The following is a 16789-nucleotide window of genomic DNA, read 5'->3' as shown; positions in this document are numbered from 1 at the left end:
CGGTTGGACACACGCTGGATTTCCTAACTTCTGATGGGGAGCACCCTTTAGTATCCGCGGGCCCGTAATATGAGATAGGCACCGGAAGAAGGTGAGGGTGTGAACGAAGCAGATACCCGGGCAAGGCTGATCGAACCCAAACTTAAAGCTGCTGGTTGGACAGACCAGCAAGTCATTCGCGAGTTTTACTACAATCGGGACTATCAGTACACACGTGGGCGTATCATTCTTGTTGGCGACCGTATTCGCCGCGGGGCAGCACGCAAAGTGGATTATCTTCTCCGCTCAATTTGATAATCTAGAGCAGGAAAACCAAGCCAGCGCGTCGAATCTTCACAGCAAAGTGACGAGCCACCAGGCCCAGCACAGACGACGGTGTCCTGGTCGTCTGAGAATTTGGGCAACGAATGTATTCTCGCCACCGCAGGCGCGTAGCAGCACGGTGACACCGTTCGCGTGCGCCTGGGAGGCGGGTGTGAGTAGAGGGTGCGGCTTATCAACGTAGACACGTCGAAAAGTACCATCTAGGTGGAACTTTACAGCAAGGATGCCGTAGCCTACGCCAGGGGGCGCTCTGACAGTAGGAGGATTTACCTGGAGTTGGACATGGGCGAGTGGTATAAATACGGTCACTGCTGGCCCCACGCCTGGCGTGAGTCGCCTGAAGTCGCCACCGAAGCCGAGGTTCGATTAAAGCGTTCAGAGCGGGAGCTGCTGCTCGCCAGCATGGCCCAGGTGAAGACCGTCCCGTTGAACATGGGGTACGCCGACCTCCTCGAGAAGCTCCAGCAGGAGGCCCGCGAGGTCGGGAACAGCCTGTTGGGGTCTGCCGATGGAGGCTTAAATCGAGTCTGAGGGAAGCGCTACGCGGTCAGGCGGCTGCGCAAAGCCCGTCTATTGATAGCGTGAATACCGAGGGTAATAATGCTACAAGTCACATTTTTGAGCGCTAGGTGGCAACCTTTCTGGTACACGGCATCCTCAGCAGGAACACTGGTCATCTTGTACAAGTGCATCCAGACAAGAACCAGCTTCAGCGCGCCAGGCATAGTCACCGCTGAGTTTCGAGCCTCCGTAGTTCTCTTGGGGGAGCACTTCGGCCAAACCAAGGACATAATGTTTGATCGGATTTCCATGGGATACCCGGGCCTCGAACATTCGACTAGACTAAGCGGGTTCAGGTTCCCATGTGATAGCACTGTTAGCAATAAGTGGTGCATAGAGTATTACCCACCTGAGCCGATTAAAGCGCCCCTTGGCGATACAATGATCTTCTTTATCCCAACATTTTGATTTTCTGGACATCCCTTCACCGGAGCGAATATCAATCAGTCGGTTTTGCTAGAAGTCAGACCCAGTTCCCCCGGCACTTGGAGGAATACTTTAGGGATCCGCTATATCATGTGAGAAACTTCTTTGCTCTGGCTATGGGACGGCCAGTGCATCCGACGACCGTTACCGGTTATATTGATCGCTCTGAGGCACCGCTGATCGAAGCCTTAAGCCTCAAGAGCTTCCAAAGCTTGAGGGGGAGGGCGAAATCAAGGAGGGTTACGAGCGTCAAATTCCGCACAATTGCGGATTTCAGTTTTGGAAGCACCGAAAACGGAGGCGGGGGGCAGATAGTGTGAGTAACCTAGCGGACAAGTTTAAGCCTAACGCCATCGTCCGTGGCCCCATCTTTCCGGAGCTGGTGCAGGTCATTGTAGCCGTTCCGCTGGGCGGCTCTGTCAAGCTGGTTGGCAAGGGCCTGCGTACCGGCCAGGTTCACGAACTCGTCTTATCCCCGGAGCAAGTGGCCCTCTTGGATATAACCCCTGACAAGGAGCCCTTTGACGGCGATGCCGGCCGGTTTCGTCTCGGCGTGGAAGCCATGCGCCTGGGGCTGGCCTATGAGTACGATCCCTTTTTCACCCTGTCCATCGCCCGCGTGGATCCCTTGCCCCACCAGCTAGAAGCCGTCTACGACTACTTCTTGAAGCTGCCCCGCATCCGCTTCCTCCTGGCGGATGATCCCGGTGCCGGCAAGACCATCATGGCTGGCCTGCTCATCAAGGAACTCAAGATTCGCGGCCTTATTAGCCGCATCCTTATCATTACCCCTGCTAACCTGTGCTTCCAGTGGCAGCGGGAACTCCACGACAAGTTCCGCGAGCACTTCGAGATTGTCCGTGGAGCCGTGTTGCGGGCCAGCTACGGCACCAATCCGTGGCAGGAGAAGAACCAGGTAATTACTTCTATCTCGTGGGTTTCCCGGATCGAAGACGCCAGAGAGAGCCTTCTGCGCAGCCACTGGGACCTAGTCATCGTAGATGAGGCGCACAAGATGAGTGCGTATAGCGCCGATAACAAGACGTTGGCCTATCAGCTCGGGGAAGAGCTTTCAAACATGACCGACCATTACTTGCTAATGACCGCTACCCCGCACAAGGGCGACCCAGAAAACTTCCGCTTGTTTCTCGAGCTCCTGGACAAAGATGTCTATGCCGACATCAAGAGCCTGGAAGAGGCCATGAAGCGCCGGGAGGCTCCCTTTTACCTTCGCCGGGTGAAAGAGGCCCTGGTAACCTTTCCCGATCCCGATACGGGCGAAGTCAAGGCCCTCTTTACGAAGCGGAACGTCCAAACCATTGAGTTTCAGATTGACGAGGACGAATGGGACTTTTACGATGCCCTCACCCGGTATGTGGAGGATCAATCTATCAGGGCGGCAGACGATGACTCGGCCCGAGGACGGGCTCTGGGTTTTACCATGGCCATGCTACAGCGCCGCTTCGCTTCCAGCATCTATGCCGTGCGACGGAGCCTGGAGCGCATGAAGGAAAAACGGGAGAAAATCCTGGCCGATCCTGAGGCCTACCGGCAGCAGCAAATCGCCGCCAAGCTCCCCGAGGACTTCGATGACCTTCCCGAAGACGAGCAGCAGGAGATCCTCGACCAACTGGAAGGCGTGGTAGCTTCTATAGATCCCGTGGCCCTCCGGGAAGAAGTGCTTCAACTCACGAAGCTGATCGAACAGGCGCGCCTCTTAGAGGAGCGCGAGGTAGAGTCCAAGCTGGTCAAGCTTAAGGAGGTAATCACCAACCAAGGGGTCTTCCGGGACCCAAGAATGAAGCTTCTTATTTTCACCGAGCATAAAGAAACCCTCGACTACCTCGTTAAAAAGCTCCGCGAATGGGGCCTCACGGTAGCCCAGATCCACGGCGGCATGAAGATCGGGGACCGCGACACGCCGGGCACGCGGCTCTACGCCGAGCGGGAATTCCGCGAGGACTGCCAGGTTATGGTGGCCACCGAAGCAGCCGGGGAGGGCATTAACCTACAATTCTGCTGGTTTATGATCAACTACGACATCCCCTGGAACCCCGTCCGCTTGGAGCAACGCATGGGCCGCATCCACCGCTACGGCCAGGAGAAGGACTGCTTGATCCTTAACTTCGTAAGTACCAATACCCGCGAGGGCCGCGTGCTGCTGAAGCTCTTCGAGCGCATCAGAAAAATCGAGGAAGACCTCGACCCTCAACGTACGGGCAAGGTATTCAACGTCTTGGGTGACGTATTTCCCGCCAACCAGCTGGAGCGCATGCTGCGGGAGATGTACGCCCACAACCTGACGGAAGAAGTCATCAAGAATCGCATTGTCGAGCAGATAGACACCGAGCGTTTCCGTCGGATCACCCATTCCGCCCTCGAAGGTTTGGCCAAGCGAGAACTCAACCTCTCGGCCATCGTCGCCAGGTCGGCAGAGGCTAAGGAGCGGCGTCTGGTGCCGGAAGTCATCGAGGACTTCTTTCTCAAAGCCGCGCCACTAGCCGGGGTTCAGCCCCGGGAATTACGTAAGGGCTCCCATATCTACCGCATTGGCCGGATACCGCGGACCCTTTGGCCGCTTGGCGAACGACTGGAGCCCCGCTTTGGCAAGCTCGGCCGCGAGTACAAGCAGATTGTCTTCGATAAGAAACTCCTACAACATGACCCTACCCTGGAATGGGTTACCCCTGGTCATGCGCTCTTCGAGTGCGTGCGGGAAGAGGTGCTCCAGCGGGTAGAAGACGACCTGCGCCGCGGAGCCGTCTTTTTTGACCTGCACCGGCAAGAGCCGGCCTGCCTGGACGTTTTTTCTGCGGCCGTGCGGGACGGCCGGGGACACATCCTTCACCGGCGCCTGTTCATAGTAGAGACAACTATGAACGGCACCATGAGCATACGGCAGCCTACTATCTTCCTGGACCTGATCCCAGCGCCCAAGGGAACGGCCGTCCCGGACGACAGTTTGCTGCCAGACCGTTCCCGAGTCGAAGAAGCCCTGGTCACTAAGGCCCTGCAGCCCTTCCTGGAAGAGGTTACGGCTCAGCGCCAGAAGGAGATCGAAACTATCGCCAGGCACCTAGAGATCAGCCTCAACGAGCTCATCCACCGGCAGAACCTGCGGATGGCTCAGCTTCTAGAGGCCCAGCAGGCCGGGGATCAAAGCCCCCTTCTGGCGGCGAATATCAAAACAACGGAAGATCGTCTGGATGAGTTAAACGCCCGCCTGGAGCGTCGGCGGGAGGAGCTGCAAAAGGAACGCCACTGCACCATCGCCGCCGTTCAGCATCACGGGCGGGCCTGGGTCTTACCTCACCCGGAACGCACTTCCCCTGACATCGCCACCATGGTGCGCGATGAGGAGATCGAACGGATCGCCGTAGAAGCCGTAATCGCTTACGAGAAGGCCAGAGGCTGGAATGTGGTAAGCGTGGAAAACGAGAACCGGGGCTTTGACCTTATCTCGCGTCGGCCGCACCCGGAGGACCCGGAGACGGCCATCGAGGTCCGTTTCATCGAGGTGAAAGGCCGCGCCGGTGTTGGCGAAATCGCCCTCACTGCTAACGAGTACAAGACGGCCGAACGCCTGAGGAAAGACTACTGGCTTTACGTAGTGTTCAACTGCGCTTCGGCTCCAGAGATTCACGCCATTCAGGACCCGGTCCGCCTGGGCTGGGAGCCGCTGGTGAAGATTGAGCACTATTATGTAAAACCGGGAAAGGTCCTAAGTGCGGGTACGCCGTAATTCAATGGTTCGGGATTGGTAGCCAAATGACTATAAACGGTTTTCAAACACTTTTTTATACCCTTGCGTTTATAGTGCCAGGCTTTATTCTACATGCTACGCTTTCTATATTCGTTCCTCAAAGAGGAGAGCAGGTAGAACTATCCTTGATTCGTTTCCTCACCTTAAGTTGTTTTAACTACGCACTCTGGTCATGGCTTATTTACCTGTTGATCAAACTCGATTTTTTCATAAAAAATCCCATCTGTGCTGCTATTGTCTGGTGGCTTATTATCCTTGTCAGTCCGATAGTAGTTGGGGCTATTGTAGCGCATTTCCATTACAAAGAAACTTTTAGGAAAGCGTTACAGAGATGCGGTTTCAATCCAGTACATCCTATTCCTACCGCATGGGATTATAAATTCAGCAAGACCGATAAGCCAGTTTGGATACTTGTCACTATGAAAGATGGCAGTCAAGTTGCCGGGCTTTTTGGTAGCAAATCGTTTGCCTCTTCTGAGCCAGGTGAACGAGACTTATATATACAAGAGGTGTTTAAAGTTAACAGTGATGAACCCTGGCAACGCATACCGCAAAACGACGGGGTCTTGATACGAGGGGACCAGATAAAACATATCGAATTCTGGAAGGAAGGGGAGGTGGAAACAAATGCGGAGCAAAAATAGGCGACTGCGCTTGGAAGAGGGCTATCAGCCAAAACAAGGAAGTGGTGGTTACCGACCGTCAGACATTATTAAGAAGGGCTATCAGCCCCAGGGCATTGGACGCCCTGAGGGGAAAAACCCACCGCGAGGCGGTTCAAATATTATACCGCCACGGGCCTCTGATGACAAAAAGGAGTAAGACGAACGATGGATTATCCTAAGCGGTTGATCGAAGTTGACCTGCCGATCAAGCGCATTTCCGAGCACGCCCGGCGGGAAAAGAGCATCCGGCACGGGCATATTTCCACCTTACACATCTGGTGGGCGCGACGGCCCCTGGCGGCCTGCCGGGCGGTAATCTGCGCCGCGCTGTGGCCCGATCCGGCCGACCCCCTGTGCCCGGAGGCTTTCCGGCAGGCGGCCCGCTTCTGGATGCGGAAGTGGGCCACGGACTACCTGGGGCTCTTGGGGGTGGAAAGCTTCGAACGCTTTATGAGTTACCATAAAAACCCCGAGAAGCTAAATGTTAATGAAGAGCTGCGTACAGCCCTCCTGGACTTCATCGCCGACTTCTCCAACTGGGACAATTCCACCCGCCGGGAGTACCTGGAGACAAGTCGCGCCTTGACTCAGGCGGCTCACGAAGCCCTGGGTGGCGTGCCGGGTACTAAGCCGCTGGTGGTGGACCCCTTTGCTGGCGGTGGATCCATTCCCTTGGAGGCTCTGCGGGTGGGAGCAGATGTCTTCGCCAGTGACCTGAACCCGGTTGCCGTGCTTTTAAACAAGGTAGTGCTGGAGTATATCCCAAAATACGGCCAGCAGCTGGTGGATGAAGTACGCAAGTGGGGCGAGTGGGTAAGGAAGGAAGCCGAAAAAGAATTGGCTGAGTTCTACCCCAAAGACTCCGACGGGGCCACGCCGATCGCCTACCTCTGGGCTCGGACCATCCGGTGCGAAGGACCGGGGTGCGGCGCCGAGGTGCCGCTGATCCGCTCCCTGTGGCTGGCCAAAAAGGGGGGCCGCTCGGTGGCCCTGCGGTTGATTCCCAACCGGAAGGAAAAGCGGGTGGACTTCGAGATTATCGAGAATGCCAAGGCCCCAGACGTAGTCGAGGGCACGGTGCGCCGGGGCTCGGCCACCTGCCCCGTGTGCGGATATACCACGCCAGTGGCCTCGGTGCGGCGCCAGTTAAAGGAACGCCGGGGCGGTGCGACAGACGCCCGCTTGTTCTGCGTGGTTACCACTCGGCCCGGCCAGCAGGGGCGGTTCTACCGCCTGCCCACCGAGAGGGACCTGGAGGCGGTGAGGAAGGCGGCGGCGGAACTGGAACGGCGCAAGACAGAGCACCAGGGGCCGTTGAGCCTGGTACCGGATGAAGCGTTGCCTGTAATGAGCGGGGTCTTTAATGCCCCCATATATGGCCATGATACGTGGGGGAGCCTGTTTACCCCACGGCAGTCGCTGGCCCTAACCACGTTGGTGCGGCTGGTACGCGAGGCGGGGGAAAGGTTGGCCGAACGAAAGAGTTTTCTGGGACCCGCTGTACAGACTTGCCTGGCCCTGGCTGTGGACCGGGAGGCCAACGCTTTAACGAGTCTTTCGCGCTGGAATGTAAGGGGTGAAAAGGTGGAGGGCCTCTTTTCTCGGCAAGCTATTCCCATGGTGTGGGATTTCAGTGAGGTCAATCCCTTTTCCGGCGCAACGGGGGGCTACGAAGGTGCGGTAGACTGGGTGTTGGGCGTCTGTGAGCAAGAGTCGAACCTCGCTACCAATGAAGCTTACGCCCATTCCCAGCAAGCCTCTGTGACCACCCAGCTCCTACCCGACAGCGCAGCAGACGCTTTTATCACCGACCCACCCTACTATAACTCTGTACCTTATGCTGACCTGTCCGACTTCTTTTACGTTTGGCTCAGACGAACCATTGGGAACTGCTATCCAGACCTATTCCGTGATCCACTGACACCTAAAGAAGATGAAATCTGCGAAATGGCTGGTTGGGATCCAGTTCGCTACTCGCACAAGGATGGGAAGTGGTTTGAGCAAAAAATGACTCAGGCGATGGCCGAGGGCCGGCGCATTTTAAACCCAACAGGGGTGGGGGTGGTGGTCTTCGCCCACAAGAGCACGTCCGGCTGGGAGGCCATGCTCCAAGCTATGATTGACGCGGGCTGGACTATTACCGCCTCCTGGCCCATTGATACCGAGATGGAAACCCGCCTGCGCGCACGCAACTCCGCCGCCCTGGCCTCCTCCATCCACCTGGTCTGCCGTCCACGGGAGAACCTCAATGGTTCTGTACGGGATAATGTCGGCGACTGGCGGGACGTATTGCAGGAACTCCCTCGGCGCATTCATGAGTGGCTGCCGCGGCTGGCTAAAGAGGGGGTGGTAGGGGCGGATGCCATTTTTGCCTGCCTGGGTCCGGCCTTGGAGATCTTCTCGCTACTCCCGGGTGGAAAAGGCCAGCGGCGAGGTGGTCACCCTTAGGGAATATCTGGAGCACGTCTGGGCAGCCGTAGCCAGGGAGGCCCTAAGTATGATCTTCGAGGGCGCCGATACTACCGGCTTTGAGGAGGATGCCCGGCTGACGGCCATGTGGCTGTGGACCCTGTCCACCGGCGCCAACGGCAACGGGCCTGCCGGGAGCCAGCTAGAGTTGGGCCTCGAAGCTGAGGAAAGTGTGGATGACGAGGAAGGAGTCGCCAGACCAACCAAAATCCGGGGCTTTGTCCTGGAGTATGATGCCGCCCGTAAGATTGCCCAGGGGCTGGGTGTGCATCTGGAGAACCTGACTACCCTGATGGAGATTAAAGGAGAAACCGCCCGGCTTCTACCTGTGGCGGAGCGCAGCCGCTATCTCTTCGGCAAGAGCGCAGGTCAGGCCGCGGGACGGAAAAAGAAGCAGGCGGTCCAGCTGCGGATTTTTGTACCCGAGACACAAGGGGAAGGAGACGCGGCCGCGCCAACAGAGGTACCGGTCTTTTCTCCGGGGGCCACGGTGCTGGATCGCCTCCACCAGAGCATGCTCCTTTTTGCGGCCGGCCGCGGGGAAGCCCTGAAACGGTTTCTAGTAGAAGATGGGGTAGGGCGCGACCAGCGCTTCTGGCGCCTAGCCCAGGCTCTCTCGGCCCTTTACCCTGCTAACTCCGAGGAAAAGCGCTGGGTGGATGGTGTATTGGCCCGTAAGAAAAGCCTCGGATTCTAATAATGGGGGTGATGGCATGGCCCTTAAACCCTGGTACAAGGTAGTGACACCCCGTGAGGACCTGCGTGAAGGCCGGCCCCTGGACGCGGCCGAGTTTGCGGTGCACCTGGACCAGGTACGCGACGGGCGGGCACCTCTAGATTACCAGGATCCGCAACGGTTCTTTGCCCGTACCTATCTTACTAAAAATCTTACTGCCCTGGCCGTAGAGGTGATACGGCGCCTGTCAGGTATTAAGACCGAGACCTCAGCCGTTTTCAACATGAGTACCCAGTTCGGCGGGGGTAAGACCCACGCCCTCACGCTGCTCTATCACCTGGCCCAAAACGGCCCGGCCGCCAGCCGCTGGCCGGGTGTGGATAAGCTTTTAGCCCAGGCCGGGGTAAGGGCGGTGCCTCGGGCGGCCACCGCCGTCTTTGTCGGCACCGAATTCGACTCCCTCATCGGCCGCGGGGGAAGCGATGGCACGCCGCTGCGTAAGACGCCTTGGGGAGAAATCGCCTTTCAGTTGGCCGGCGAGCGGGGTCTGGCTGTGGTCGCCGAGCACGAGGAGAAGATGATTGCCCCGGCTGGAGATGTGATCCGTAAATTCCTCCCCCAGGACCGGCCCTGCCTGATTCTTATGGACGAGCTAATGAATTACGTTAGCCGTTACCGCCGTATGGGGCTGTCCGCCCAACTTTATGACTTTTTGCAGAACCTATCCGAAACGGCCAGGGGTATGGACAACGTGGTCTTGGCGGTTTCCCTCCCGGCCTCCGAACTAGAGATGACCGCGGAGGACCAGTCCGACTACGAGTGCTTAAAGAAGCTCTTGGACCGGCTCGGTAAGCCGGTGGTCATGTCCGCCGAGGCCGAAACCTCAGAGATCATCCGTCGCCGGCTTTTTGAATGGGACCCCCGCGCCATAGGCGAGGACGGCAGGGTGCTGTTGAATCGTGACGCCCTACAGGTCTGCAACGCCTATGCCGCCTGGGTGGTGAACCACCGCCAACAGCTCCCCGGTTGGTTTCCCATAGATCACGCCCGAGAGGCCTTCGCGACCACCTATCCCTTCCACCCGGCGGTGCTCTCGGTGTTCGAGCGCAAGTGGCAGGCTTTGCCGCGCTTCCAGCAGACGCGGGGCATCCTCCGGTTGCTGGCGCTCTGGGTTTCCCGGGCTTACCGGGAGGGTTATCAGGGGGCGCACCGCGACCCGCTCATCAGCCTAGGAACGGCTCCCCTTGATGACCCGTTGTTCCGGGCGGCGGTGTTCGAGCAACTGGGGGAGTCTAGGCTGGAGGTAGCTGTGACCACGGATATCTGCGGGAAAAACGACTCCCACGCCGTCCGTCTGGATAAGGAAGCCGTAGACGCCGTCAAAAGGGCACGGCTGCACCGCAAGGCCGCTACCGTCATCTTCTTCGAGTCCAACGGCGGCCAGGCCCGAGGCGAAGCCACCGTGCCAGAAATCCGCCTGGCCGTTGCTGACCCCGACTTGGACATCGGCCACGTCGAAACGGTCCTGGAAACGCTGGCCTCCACTTGTTACTACCTGACCGTAGAACGAAATCGCTACCGCTTTAGCCTCTCGCCGAACCTGAATAAGCTCCTGGCTGACCGCCGGGCCAACATCAAGCAGGAGAGAATTGACGAGCGGGTGAAAAAGGAAATCGAAGCGGTCTTTGGTACCGGCAGAAGCTTGGACATGGTCTATTTCCCGGAGAAATCGGGCCAGATCCCCGACCGGGCCGCGCTTACCCTGGTGGTGCTGGCGCCTGACCAGACTCTGGAGGATCCAAGGACTCTGGAACTGGTGAAGGCACTGATCTGGGAGCACGGTACCTCTTCTCGGACCTTTAAGAGTGCTCTCATCTTCGCCGTTGCCGACAGCGACGCTGCGCTGCGAGAAGAAGCCCGCAAACTCCTGGCCTGGGAGGACATCAAAGACGAGGAAGACGAGTTGCGTCTGGACGACGCCCAAAAGCGGCAACTGGCGGAAAACCTGAAGAAGGCCCAGCGTGATCTGAGAGAGTGCGTCTGGCGGTCCTACAAAAACATCGTCCTGCTTGGGAAGGACAACAGCCTCCGGGTGGTGGATCTGGGACTGGTGCACTCAAGCGCCGCCGAATCGATGGTGAGCTTGATTTTAAACCGCCTCCGGCAAGATGGGGACATAGAAGATGGCGTCAGCCCCAACTTCCTCGTACGAAATTGGCCGCCAGCCTTTAAGGAGTGGAGTACCAAGGCTGTACGGAACGCCTTTTACGCATCGCCCCAGTTTCCCCGCTTGCTGAACCCGGAGGTCTTGAAAGATACCATTTCCCGGGGCGTGGCCAGCGGGATTATTGCCTACGTGGGCAAGACAGGAACTGGCGGCTACGACCCGTTTTATTTCAATACCAGCCTGCCCCCCGAAACCGTCGAGTTCTCGGAAGATATGTTTATCGTCACCGCCCAGGAAGCAAGGAGGCAAATCGAACCGCCCAAGCTGTCCTCCCTGGTAGTTTCACCTTCACAGGTACAAGTGAAGCCGGGGGAAAAATATACCTTCACGGTCAAAGGCCTGGACCAGTACAACCGGGAGATCGCCGTGGAAAACGTAGTGTGGAGCGCTACAGGTGGGATAATCGACCGGCAAGGGGTTTTCCAGGCCAACGAGAGTACCGGCAGCTATGTGGTTACCGCCGAGGTAGGCGGCATACGGGGGTCCGCCAGGGTTACCGTTATCGAGCCGATAACGTCTGGGGGCGAGGAAACGTTATCGCCGCCAGAGCAGCCACCGGCCCCGTCCGGCAGGATCGGCAAGATGCGCTGGGCCGGTGAGGTACCGCCGCAAAAGTGGATGAATTTCTATACCAAGGTCCTGGCGAAGTTTGCCACCAGTCCCGGGCTAAAGATTACCATTAGCGTCGAGTATTCCTCAGAGGACGGCATTTCTGAGCAGAGAATTGAGGAGACACGGGTGGCGCTGCGGGAGCTGGGGTTGGGAGAGGAGATAACAATAGAGTGAGGATTACTTCTCTGGGAGTTGGTCTGTTGCGCAAAGCTGAGAACCTGCGGGGCCTCATTTACCATGCCCTTTGAGGACCTCGGAACATATCCAGCCATACTTTATCTTGAGACGATGCGAATGCTAAACTTTTTCCGACAGGCGGATCCTCGGAGGCTCAAGACTTAGAGGTCTCTGAAAAAGTCGTTATCCCTAAGAAGGATTTGTACGCGCCATTAGGGGGTGCGAGTTCCTGATCAATGGCTATTGTCACGCTGACGCAAATCGCACGCTATCTCGCCTCGTACGTGGAGGCATATCGTCGTGAATACCGTGCGTTCGTTGATTCCCCACCGACAGGTGGCGGTTACCCGCCCTTACATGTATCTCCATACCTTTACTCCTCGCAGCTTTTTTGCCTGGTTGCACGTGATGGTTATGCAATAGCGGACTTCTCCAAGCAGCCAGAATATCAATGGGAAATAGCCGGCGGTCCGGCACTTCTCGTGGATTTTCCGGAATCGCGGACGCCAGCAGAGATTGTGGCGCTCCTCAAGGCCAAAGGAATATGGGGGAAGCCGACTGGCTTATACCGTATAGTGGCCCAGTCTGGTATTCCAGACGACATCTGGCGAGGCGACCTTGGCCGACCTGTTGCCAAGATTGATGTACAGGTTGGAACCGTTCAGATCCGTGTTGAACAGTAAGCGTCAAATACAACCCACCTTGGCACTGTCGTCAGGTTTAAGGGATAATCTTCCTCAGAAAACTAACTGAGGAGGATTCCCCTTATGACCAGAGCCGAATTACAAAAACTGTGGGAAGCTCGCATAGCCGAATACAGGGAAAGCGGGCAAAGCGTTAAAGCATGGTGCGCCTCCCATGAGGGTATTAGCCCCAGGCAGTTATGGTACTGGCTGCGGAAGTATAAGAACCAGAACGCAGTTTCCTCGGGGAAATCCAACCGGTGGCTGCCAATAGAAATAAGCGAGCAAGGTTTTTCAGAACAGTCCCTACTGGTCAAAATAGGACCGGCTAGCATCGAAGTAAGACCCGGCTTTGACCCGGCCTTACTCACCCAGGTAGTACAGGTGCTGGTAGGCTTATGCTAAACGAAATTGGTATCGACCGGGTTTACCTCGCCTGCGGCGCCACAGACTTGCGTAAATCTATTGACGGCCTGGCGGTGCTGGTCAAGGAAGGCTTCGAGCTAGACCCCTTCTCTTCCTGCCTTTTTGTTTTCTGCAACCGTAAGAGGGACAAACTGAAGATCCTCCACTGGGAGCACAATGGGTTCTGGCTGTATTACCGCCGGCTGGAGAAGGGCAAATTCATATGGCCTCAAGATGCTACTTCGTCAACCATCGCCATCAGCCGCCGGGAGTTGCGCTGGTTGCTCGATGCCCTCCCCCTAAAACAGCCTAAAGCCCATCCCGAGGTAAAAGCGCGCACCATTTTGTAATATAAAGCATCAGGAAGAAATATTTTCACCTTATGGCTGATACTAGAGGAATTGGGGCTGATTCGTCGAATTATTAAAGCATGGACACGGCTAAGTCTATAGCTACCATAACCATAGAAGAACTGCGAGAGCACTGTGCTCAATTGGAACAACAGGTTGCCGAACTTACCGCCAAGTTAAACTGGTTTATGGAGCAGTTCCGTTTAAGCAAGAAAAGGCAATTCGGTTCTTCCAGCGAGAGGGCCGAGCCTTTAGAGCAACAGCTTTTGCTTTTTAATGAGGCAGAAGCGGAAGCCCGGCCGGAAGCAGTTGAACCGGATTTCGAGACCATCACCTACCAGCGCCGTAAAACGCGCGGCCGCCGGGAGATGAACCTGGAAGATTTACCGGTTGAGGTGGTAGAACACCGCCTACCGGAAGAGGAGCGGGTCTGCCCGTGTTGCGGTGGCCCTTTACATGAAATGAGCACCGAGGTACGGCAAGAGCTCAAAATTATCCCGGCCCAGGTGAAAGTGGTTCAGCACGTGCGCTACGTCTATTCCTGCCGCCGCTGCGAGAAAGAAGAGGTAACCACCCCGGTTATCACAGCGCCCATGCCTGCTCCTGTACTTCCGGGAAGCCCGGTATCTCCCTCGCTTCTTAGCTACATCATGACCCAGAAATACGGGGCAGGATTACCCCTATACCGCCAGGAGCAGCAGTTTAAAAGTTGGGGGATAGCCCTTTCCCGGCAGACCATGGCCAACTGGGTGCTCCATGGAGCTAACACCTACTTAACCCTTATTTACGACCGTCTCCATGAACACCTCCTCAAAAGAGACATCCTCCATGCCGATGAGACCACGTTGCAGGTACTCCATGAACCGGGAAGAGAGCCTACCACCAAATCATTCCTCTGGCTTTACCGTACCGGGCGGGACGGTCCCCCGATTATCCTCTACGACTACCAGACCACCCGGGCCGGCAAACACCCCCGCCGGTTTCTAAAAGGTTTTAAGGGCTATTTGCATGTTGACGGCTATGAAGGTTACAATGGACTTTCCGAGGTCACCCTGGTAGGCTGCTGGGCCCATGCCCGGCGCAAGTTTGACGAAGCTTTAAAAGCCCTGCCGGAGGAAAAACGCCATGCAGCAGTGACAGCCCGGGAGGGGCTGGAGTTCTGCAACCGGCTTTTTGCCCTAGAGCGCGAGCTTAAAGACAAAACCCCGGAAGAACGATATCAAATCCGGCAGGAGCGCAGCAAACCAGAGCTGGACGAGTTTTTAGCCTGGCTTAAGAAGCAGAAAGCGCAGGTGCTGCCCAAAAGTGCCTTTGGGCAGGCGGTTTACTATTGCCTGGGCCAATGGGAGAAACTTGTCGCCTTTTTACAAGACGGGCGTTTAGAAATTGGTAACAACCGCAGCGAGCGTTCTATAAAACCCTTTGTTATTGGCCGTAAGAACTGGTTATTTGCCAACACCCCTCGGGGTGCTAAAGCTAGCGCTATTATCTACAGCATCATAGAAACAGCCAAGGAAAACGGGTTAAATCCCTTCCACCATCTCATTTACCTCTTCGAAAAACTTCCCAACCTGGACCCGCAGGATAAAGAAGCCCTGGATCAACTCCTGCCGTGGGCGGAAACTCTGCCCCCCGTTTGCCGGATGAATAATTAAGCTTGTTTTAGCCCCTACCTTGGATGATTCGGTAGGGGTTCTTTTATGCTTACTACTACAACCCAACAAGGTGGGTAGTATTTGACGCTTACGAAGAGGAGCTAGAGAAGAGGCGGCAGTCCTGGCGCAAGACGGCGTCGAAGATAACCCAAGGTTTTCTGGGACTTTATGCCCGTTCAGTCAAGTCAGCCCACTATGGCGCTATTTTAGAATTTTAAACTAGCGAAGTAAAATTTTTTCCAAACTGGCAGGAGATTGGGCGGAGAGGGCGAATATATACATTTAAATAAGTTGTATTACAACTTATGACTATAGACTTAGAAAGAAATGAGGGAAATCCCTGTGCTGAGTGATAAAGAAAAGATTAAGCGGCATCTCGCTTTCTGGCAGGGAGAAGAGCTGGATCGCCCACTCGTAGGCTTTCGCATTAGCAATTATTTTTTTAGCCAGAGCTTTAAGGCGGCCGCTCCGCTGCTAGCGCGGCCGCGGCGGGTAACACCGGAGGATTTCCCGGTGGAAGACTACTTAGAGGATTATGAAAGAATGTACCAAGAAAGTTTACAGGTAGATCAGGACGCCTTTTGGTGCGCGGAACCTTTTACGGGTATACCATGGATGGAAGCTATCTTAGGATGTGAAATTTATAGTTCGGAAGAGAGTTTTTGGGCCAAGCCCTATGCGGAGTGTCCTGAAGCAATAAGCAAGCTGCAACTTAACAGGGATAATCCATGGTTTAAGAAATTCATCGAATTTATAGATAAATTGATAGAAAAATCCGCCGGCCGTTTTCCTATTGGCGAGCCCATAATGCGGGGCCCTACAGATATTCTGGGCACTATCTTGGGCCAAGATAAGTTTGTTTATCACCTTTTTGATTACCCTGTAGTCATGAAGCATCTGGCCTTAGAGGCCACCAGAGTAATCCAGGAAGTTATAGCTGCTCTGATGGAAAGGGTACCGGCCTTTCACGGGGGTTATAGCCTGGGGTTTTATCCGGTTTGGACACCAGGAAAGTGTATATGGTTCCAGGAAGATCTGGCTGCTTTATGTTCGCCCAACCTGTACCGGCAGTTCTTCCTAGAATGTGACAGGATGCTCTCAGGTACTTATCCTTACAGCGCCGTTCACTTACATCCTGCTTCCTTCTTTATTCTGGACGATCTACTTAATCTGGAAGAGCTAAAAGCTATTGAGATCAATAAAGATGTGGGCGGGCCATCAATTAAAGAAATGATACCGGAATTCTTACGGGTACTGGAGAAGAAAAATCTCATTATCTGGGGGTCTCTGGATGAAGAAGATATAGAAGCAATAGGCGCCAAACTTCCTCGGCGAGGTCTTTTCTTAAATATTGTGGCCGAGACAGTAGAGAGGGCTCAGGAACTTAGCCGCTTTATCAAAGCACTATATACCGGGAGAGAAAATTAACATGACCATCAAGCGCATTCCCAAGGTTAACGTCAGCCAGGCGGTATTCGAGCAGATGAGGGAGCAAATTTTTAACGGCAACTGGCCGCCGGGCAGCAAAATCCCCTCGGAAAACGAGCTGGCCAAGATGTTTGGGGTGAGCCGTATCTCGGTGCGCTCAACTCTACAAAAGTTAAGTACCCTGGGCAGTTCTCGGGCATTATCGCCGAAGTAGGGCAGGGGGTAGAAGACTTTAAACTCGGAGACAGGGTCACCGTCTACCCGGTCATACCGTGCGGGACTTGCTATGCTTGCAATGCCGGGCGGAGCAACATATGCGTACACCGCACCACCCTGGGGTATGAGTTGGACGGCGCCTTTGCGGAATA

Annotated in this window: 17 protein-coding genes and 1 pseudogene; 17 read left to right on the top strand and 1 reads right to left on the bottom strand. The window is 55.8% G+C overall.

Going from position 1 to position 16789, the window contains the following annotated elements:
* Positions 1–99: 99 nt before the first annotated feature.
* Both AC1BI1_RS13560 and AC1BI1_RS13555 read left to right on the top strand, forming a co-directional pair.
* Positions 100–285: pseudogene (locus AC1BI1_RS13560) on the top strand (DEAD/DEAH box helicase family protein); the annotation flags it as partial.
* Positions 286–528: 243 nt separating this feature from the next.
* Entirely contained in the window at positions 529–855 is a 327-nt protein-coding gene (locus AC1BI1_RS13555; RefSeq protein ID WP_476717840.1) for a hypothetical protein, read from the top strand.
* Between the two features lie 8 nt (positions 856–863).
* Here the strand turns inward: AC1BI1_RS13555 and AC1BI1_RS13550 are convergent, their stop codons facing one another.
* The gene (locus tag AC1BI1_RS13550) at positions 864–1055 is read right to left on the bottom strand and encodes a hypothetical protein (protein ID WP_476717854.1); all 192 of its coding nucleotides are present in this window, start codon (positions 1053–1055) and stop codon (positions 864–866) included.
* On the opposite strand from AC1BI1_RS13550, the gene AC1BI1_RS13545 reads away from it, so the two are divergent.
* The 15 genes from AC1BI1_RS13545 to AC1BI1_RS13475 all read left to right on the top strand — a co-directional run.
* Complete coding sequence (locus tag AC1BI1_RS13545) at positions 1003–1293, top strand: hypothetical protein (RefSeq protein ID WP_476717839.1); 291 nt, start codon at positions 1003–1005, stop codon at positions 1291–1293. The two genes, AC1BI1_RS13550 and AC1BI1_RS13545, sit on opposite strands and share 53 nt — an antisense overlap.
* A complete protein-coding gene (locus AC1BI1_RS13540; protein ID WP_476717838.1) occupies positions 1290–1631 on the top strand; it encodes an ApeA N-terminal domain 1-containing protein in 342 nt (113 codons plus the stop codon). The genes AC1BI1_RS13545 and AC1BI1_RS13540 overlap by 4 nt, the downstream gene beginning before the upstream one ends.
* Positions 1628–5053, top strand: coding sequence for a helicase-related protein (locus tag AC1BI1_RS13535; RefSeq protein WP_476717837.1), 3426 nt, complete (start codon positions 1628–1630; stop codon positions 5051–5053). The genes AC1BI1_RS13540 and AC1BI1_RS13535 overlap by 4 nt, the downstream gene beginning before the upstream one ends.
* Before the next feature lie 26 nt (positions 5054–5079).
* Positions 5080–5718, top strand: coding sequence for a DUF6338 family protein (locus AC1BI1_RS13530; protein ID WP_476717836.1), 639 nt, complete (start codon positions 5080–5082; stop codon positions 5716–5718).
* Between the two features lie 186 nt (positions 5719–5904).
* A complete protein-coding gene (locus tag AC1BI1_RS13525; RefSeq protein ID WP_476717835.1) occupies positions 5905–8187 on the top strand; it encodes a DUF1156 domain-containing protein in 2283 nt (760 codons plus the stop codon).
* The gene (locus AC1BI1_RS13520) at positions 8099–8905 is read left to right on the top strand and encodes a hypothetical protein (protein WP_476717834.1); all 807 of its coding nucleotides are present in this window, start codon (positions 8099–8101) and stop codon (positions 8903–8905) included. Before AC1BI1_RS13525 ends, AC1BI1_RS13520 begins: the two co-directional genes overlap by 89 nt.
* Positions 8906–8921: 16 nt before the next feature.
* Positions 8922–11897 carry an ATP-binding protein gene (locus tag AC1BI1_RS13515; RefSeq protein ID WP_476717833.1) on the top strand — a complete coding sequence of 992 codons (2976 nt, stop codon included), beginning with the start codon at positions 8922–8924 and terminating at the stop codon, positions 11895–11897.
* 303 nt (positions 11898–12200) lie between these two features.
* Positions 12201–12323 carry a hypothetical protein gene (locus AC1BI1_RS13510; protein WP_476717832.1) on the top strand — a complete coding sequence of 41 codons (123 nt, stop codon included), beginning with the start codon at positions 12201–12203 and terminating at the stop codon, positions 12321–12323.
* A 59-nt stretch (positions 12324–12382) separates the two neighbouring features.
* Entirely contained in the window at positions 12383–12583 is a 201-nt protein-coding gene (locus tag AC1BI1_RS13505) for a hypothetical protein (RefSeq protein WP_476717831.1), read from the top strand.
* An 84-nt stretch (positions 12584–12667) separates the two neighbouring features.
* Positions 12668–12988, top strand: a complete 321-nt coding sequence (gene tnpA, locus AC1BI1_RS13500; protein ID WP_476717830.1) for an IS66 family insertion sequence element accessory protein TnpA — start codon at positions 12668–12670, stop codon at positions 12986–12988.
* Positions 12982–13338, top strand: a complete 357-nt coding sequence (gene tnpB / locus AC1BI1_RS13495) for an IS66 family insertion sequence element accessory protein TnpB (protein WP_476717829.1) — start codon at positions 12982–12984, stop codon at positions 13336–13338. The genes tnpA and tnpB overlap by 7 nt, the downstream gene beginning before the upstream one ends.
* Before the next feature lie 80 nt (positions 13339–13418).
* Entirely contained in the window at positions 13419–14993 is a 1575-nt protein-coding gene (tnpC, locus tag AC1BI1_RS13490) for an IS66 family transposase (protein ID WP_476717828.1), read from the top strand.
* A 342-nt stretch (positions 14994–15335) separates the two neighbouring features.
* Complete coding sequence (locus AC1BI1_RS13485; protein WP_476717827.1) at positions 15336–16421, top strand: hypothetical protein; 1086 nt, start codon at positions 15336–15338, stop codon at positions 16419–16421.
* 1 nt (position 16422) lies between these two features.
* Positions 16423–16635 carry a FadR/GntR family transcriptional regulator gene (locus AC1BI1_RS13480; RefSeq protein ID WP_476717826.1) on the top strand — a complete coding sequence of 71 codons (213 nt, stop codon included), beginning with the start codon at positions 16423–16425 and terminating at the stop codon, positions 16633–16635.
* Positions 16620–16789 (top strand): alcohol dehydrogenase catalytic domain-containing protein (locus tag AC1BI1_RS13475; protein ID WP_476717852.1); only part of this gene is annotated, 170 nt, incomplete at its 3' end. The genes AC1BI1_RS13480 and AC1BI1_RS13475, both read left to right, overlap by 16 nt.

This window comes from Thermanaeromonas sp. DSM 22490 (assembly GCF_056378755.1).
This window is presented reverse-complemented; position numbering and strand designations above follow the sequence as displayed.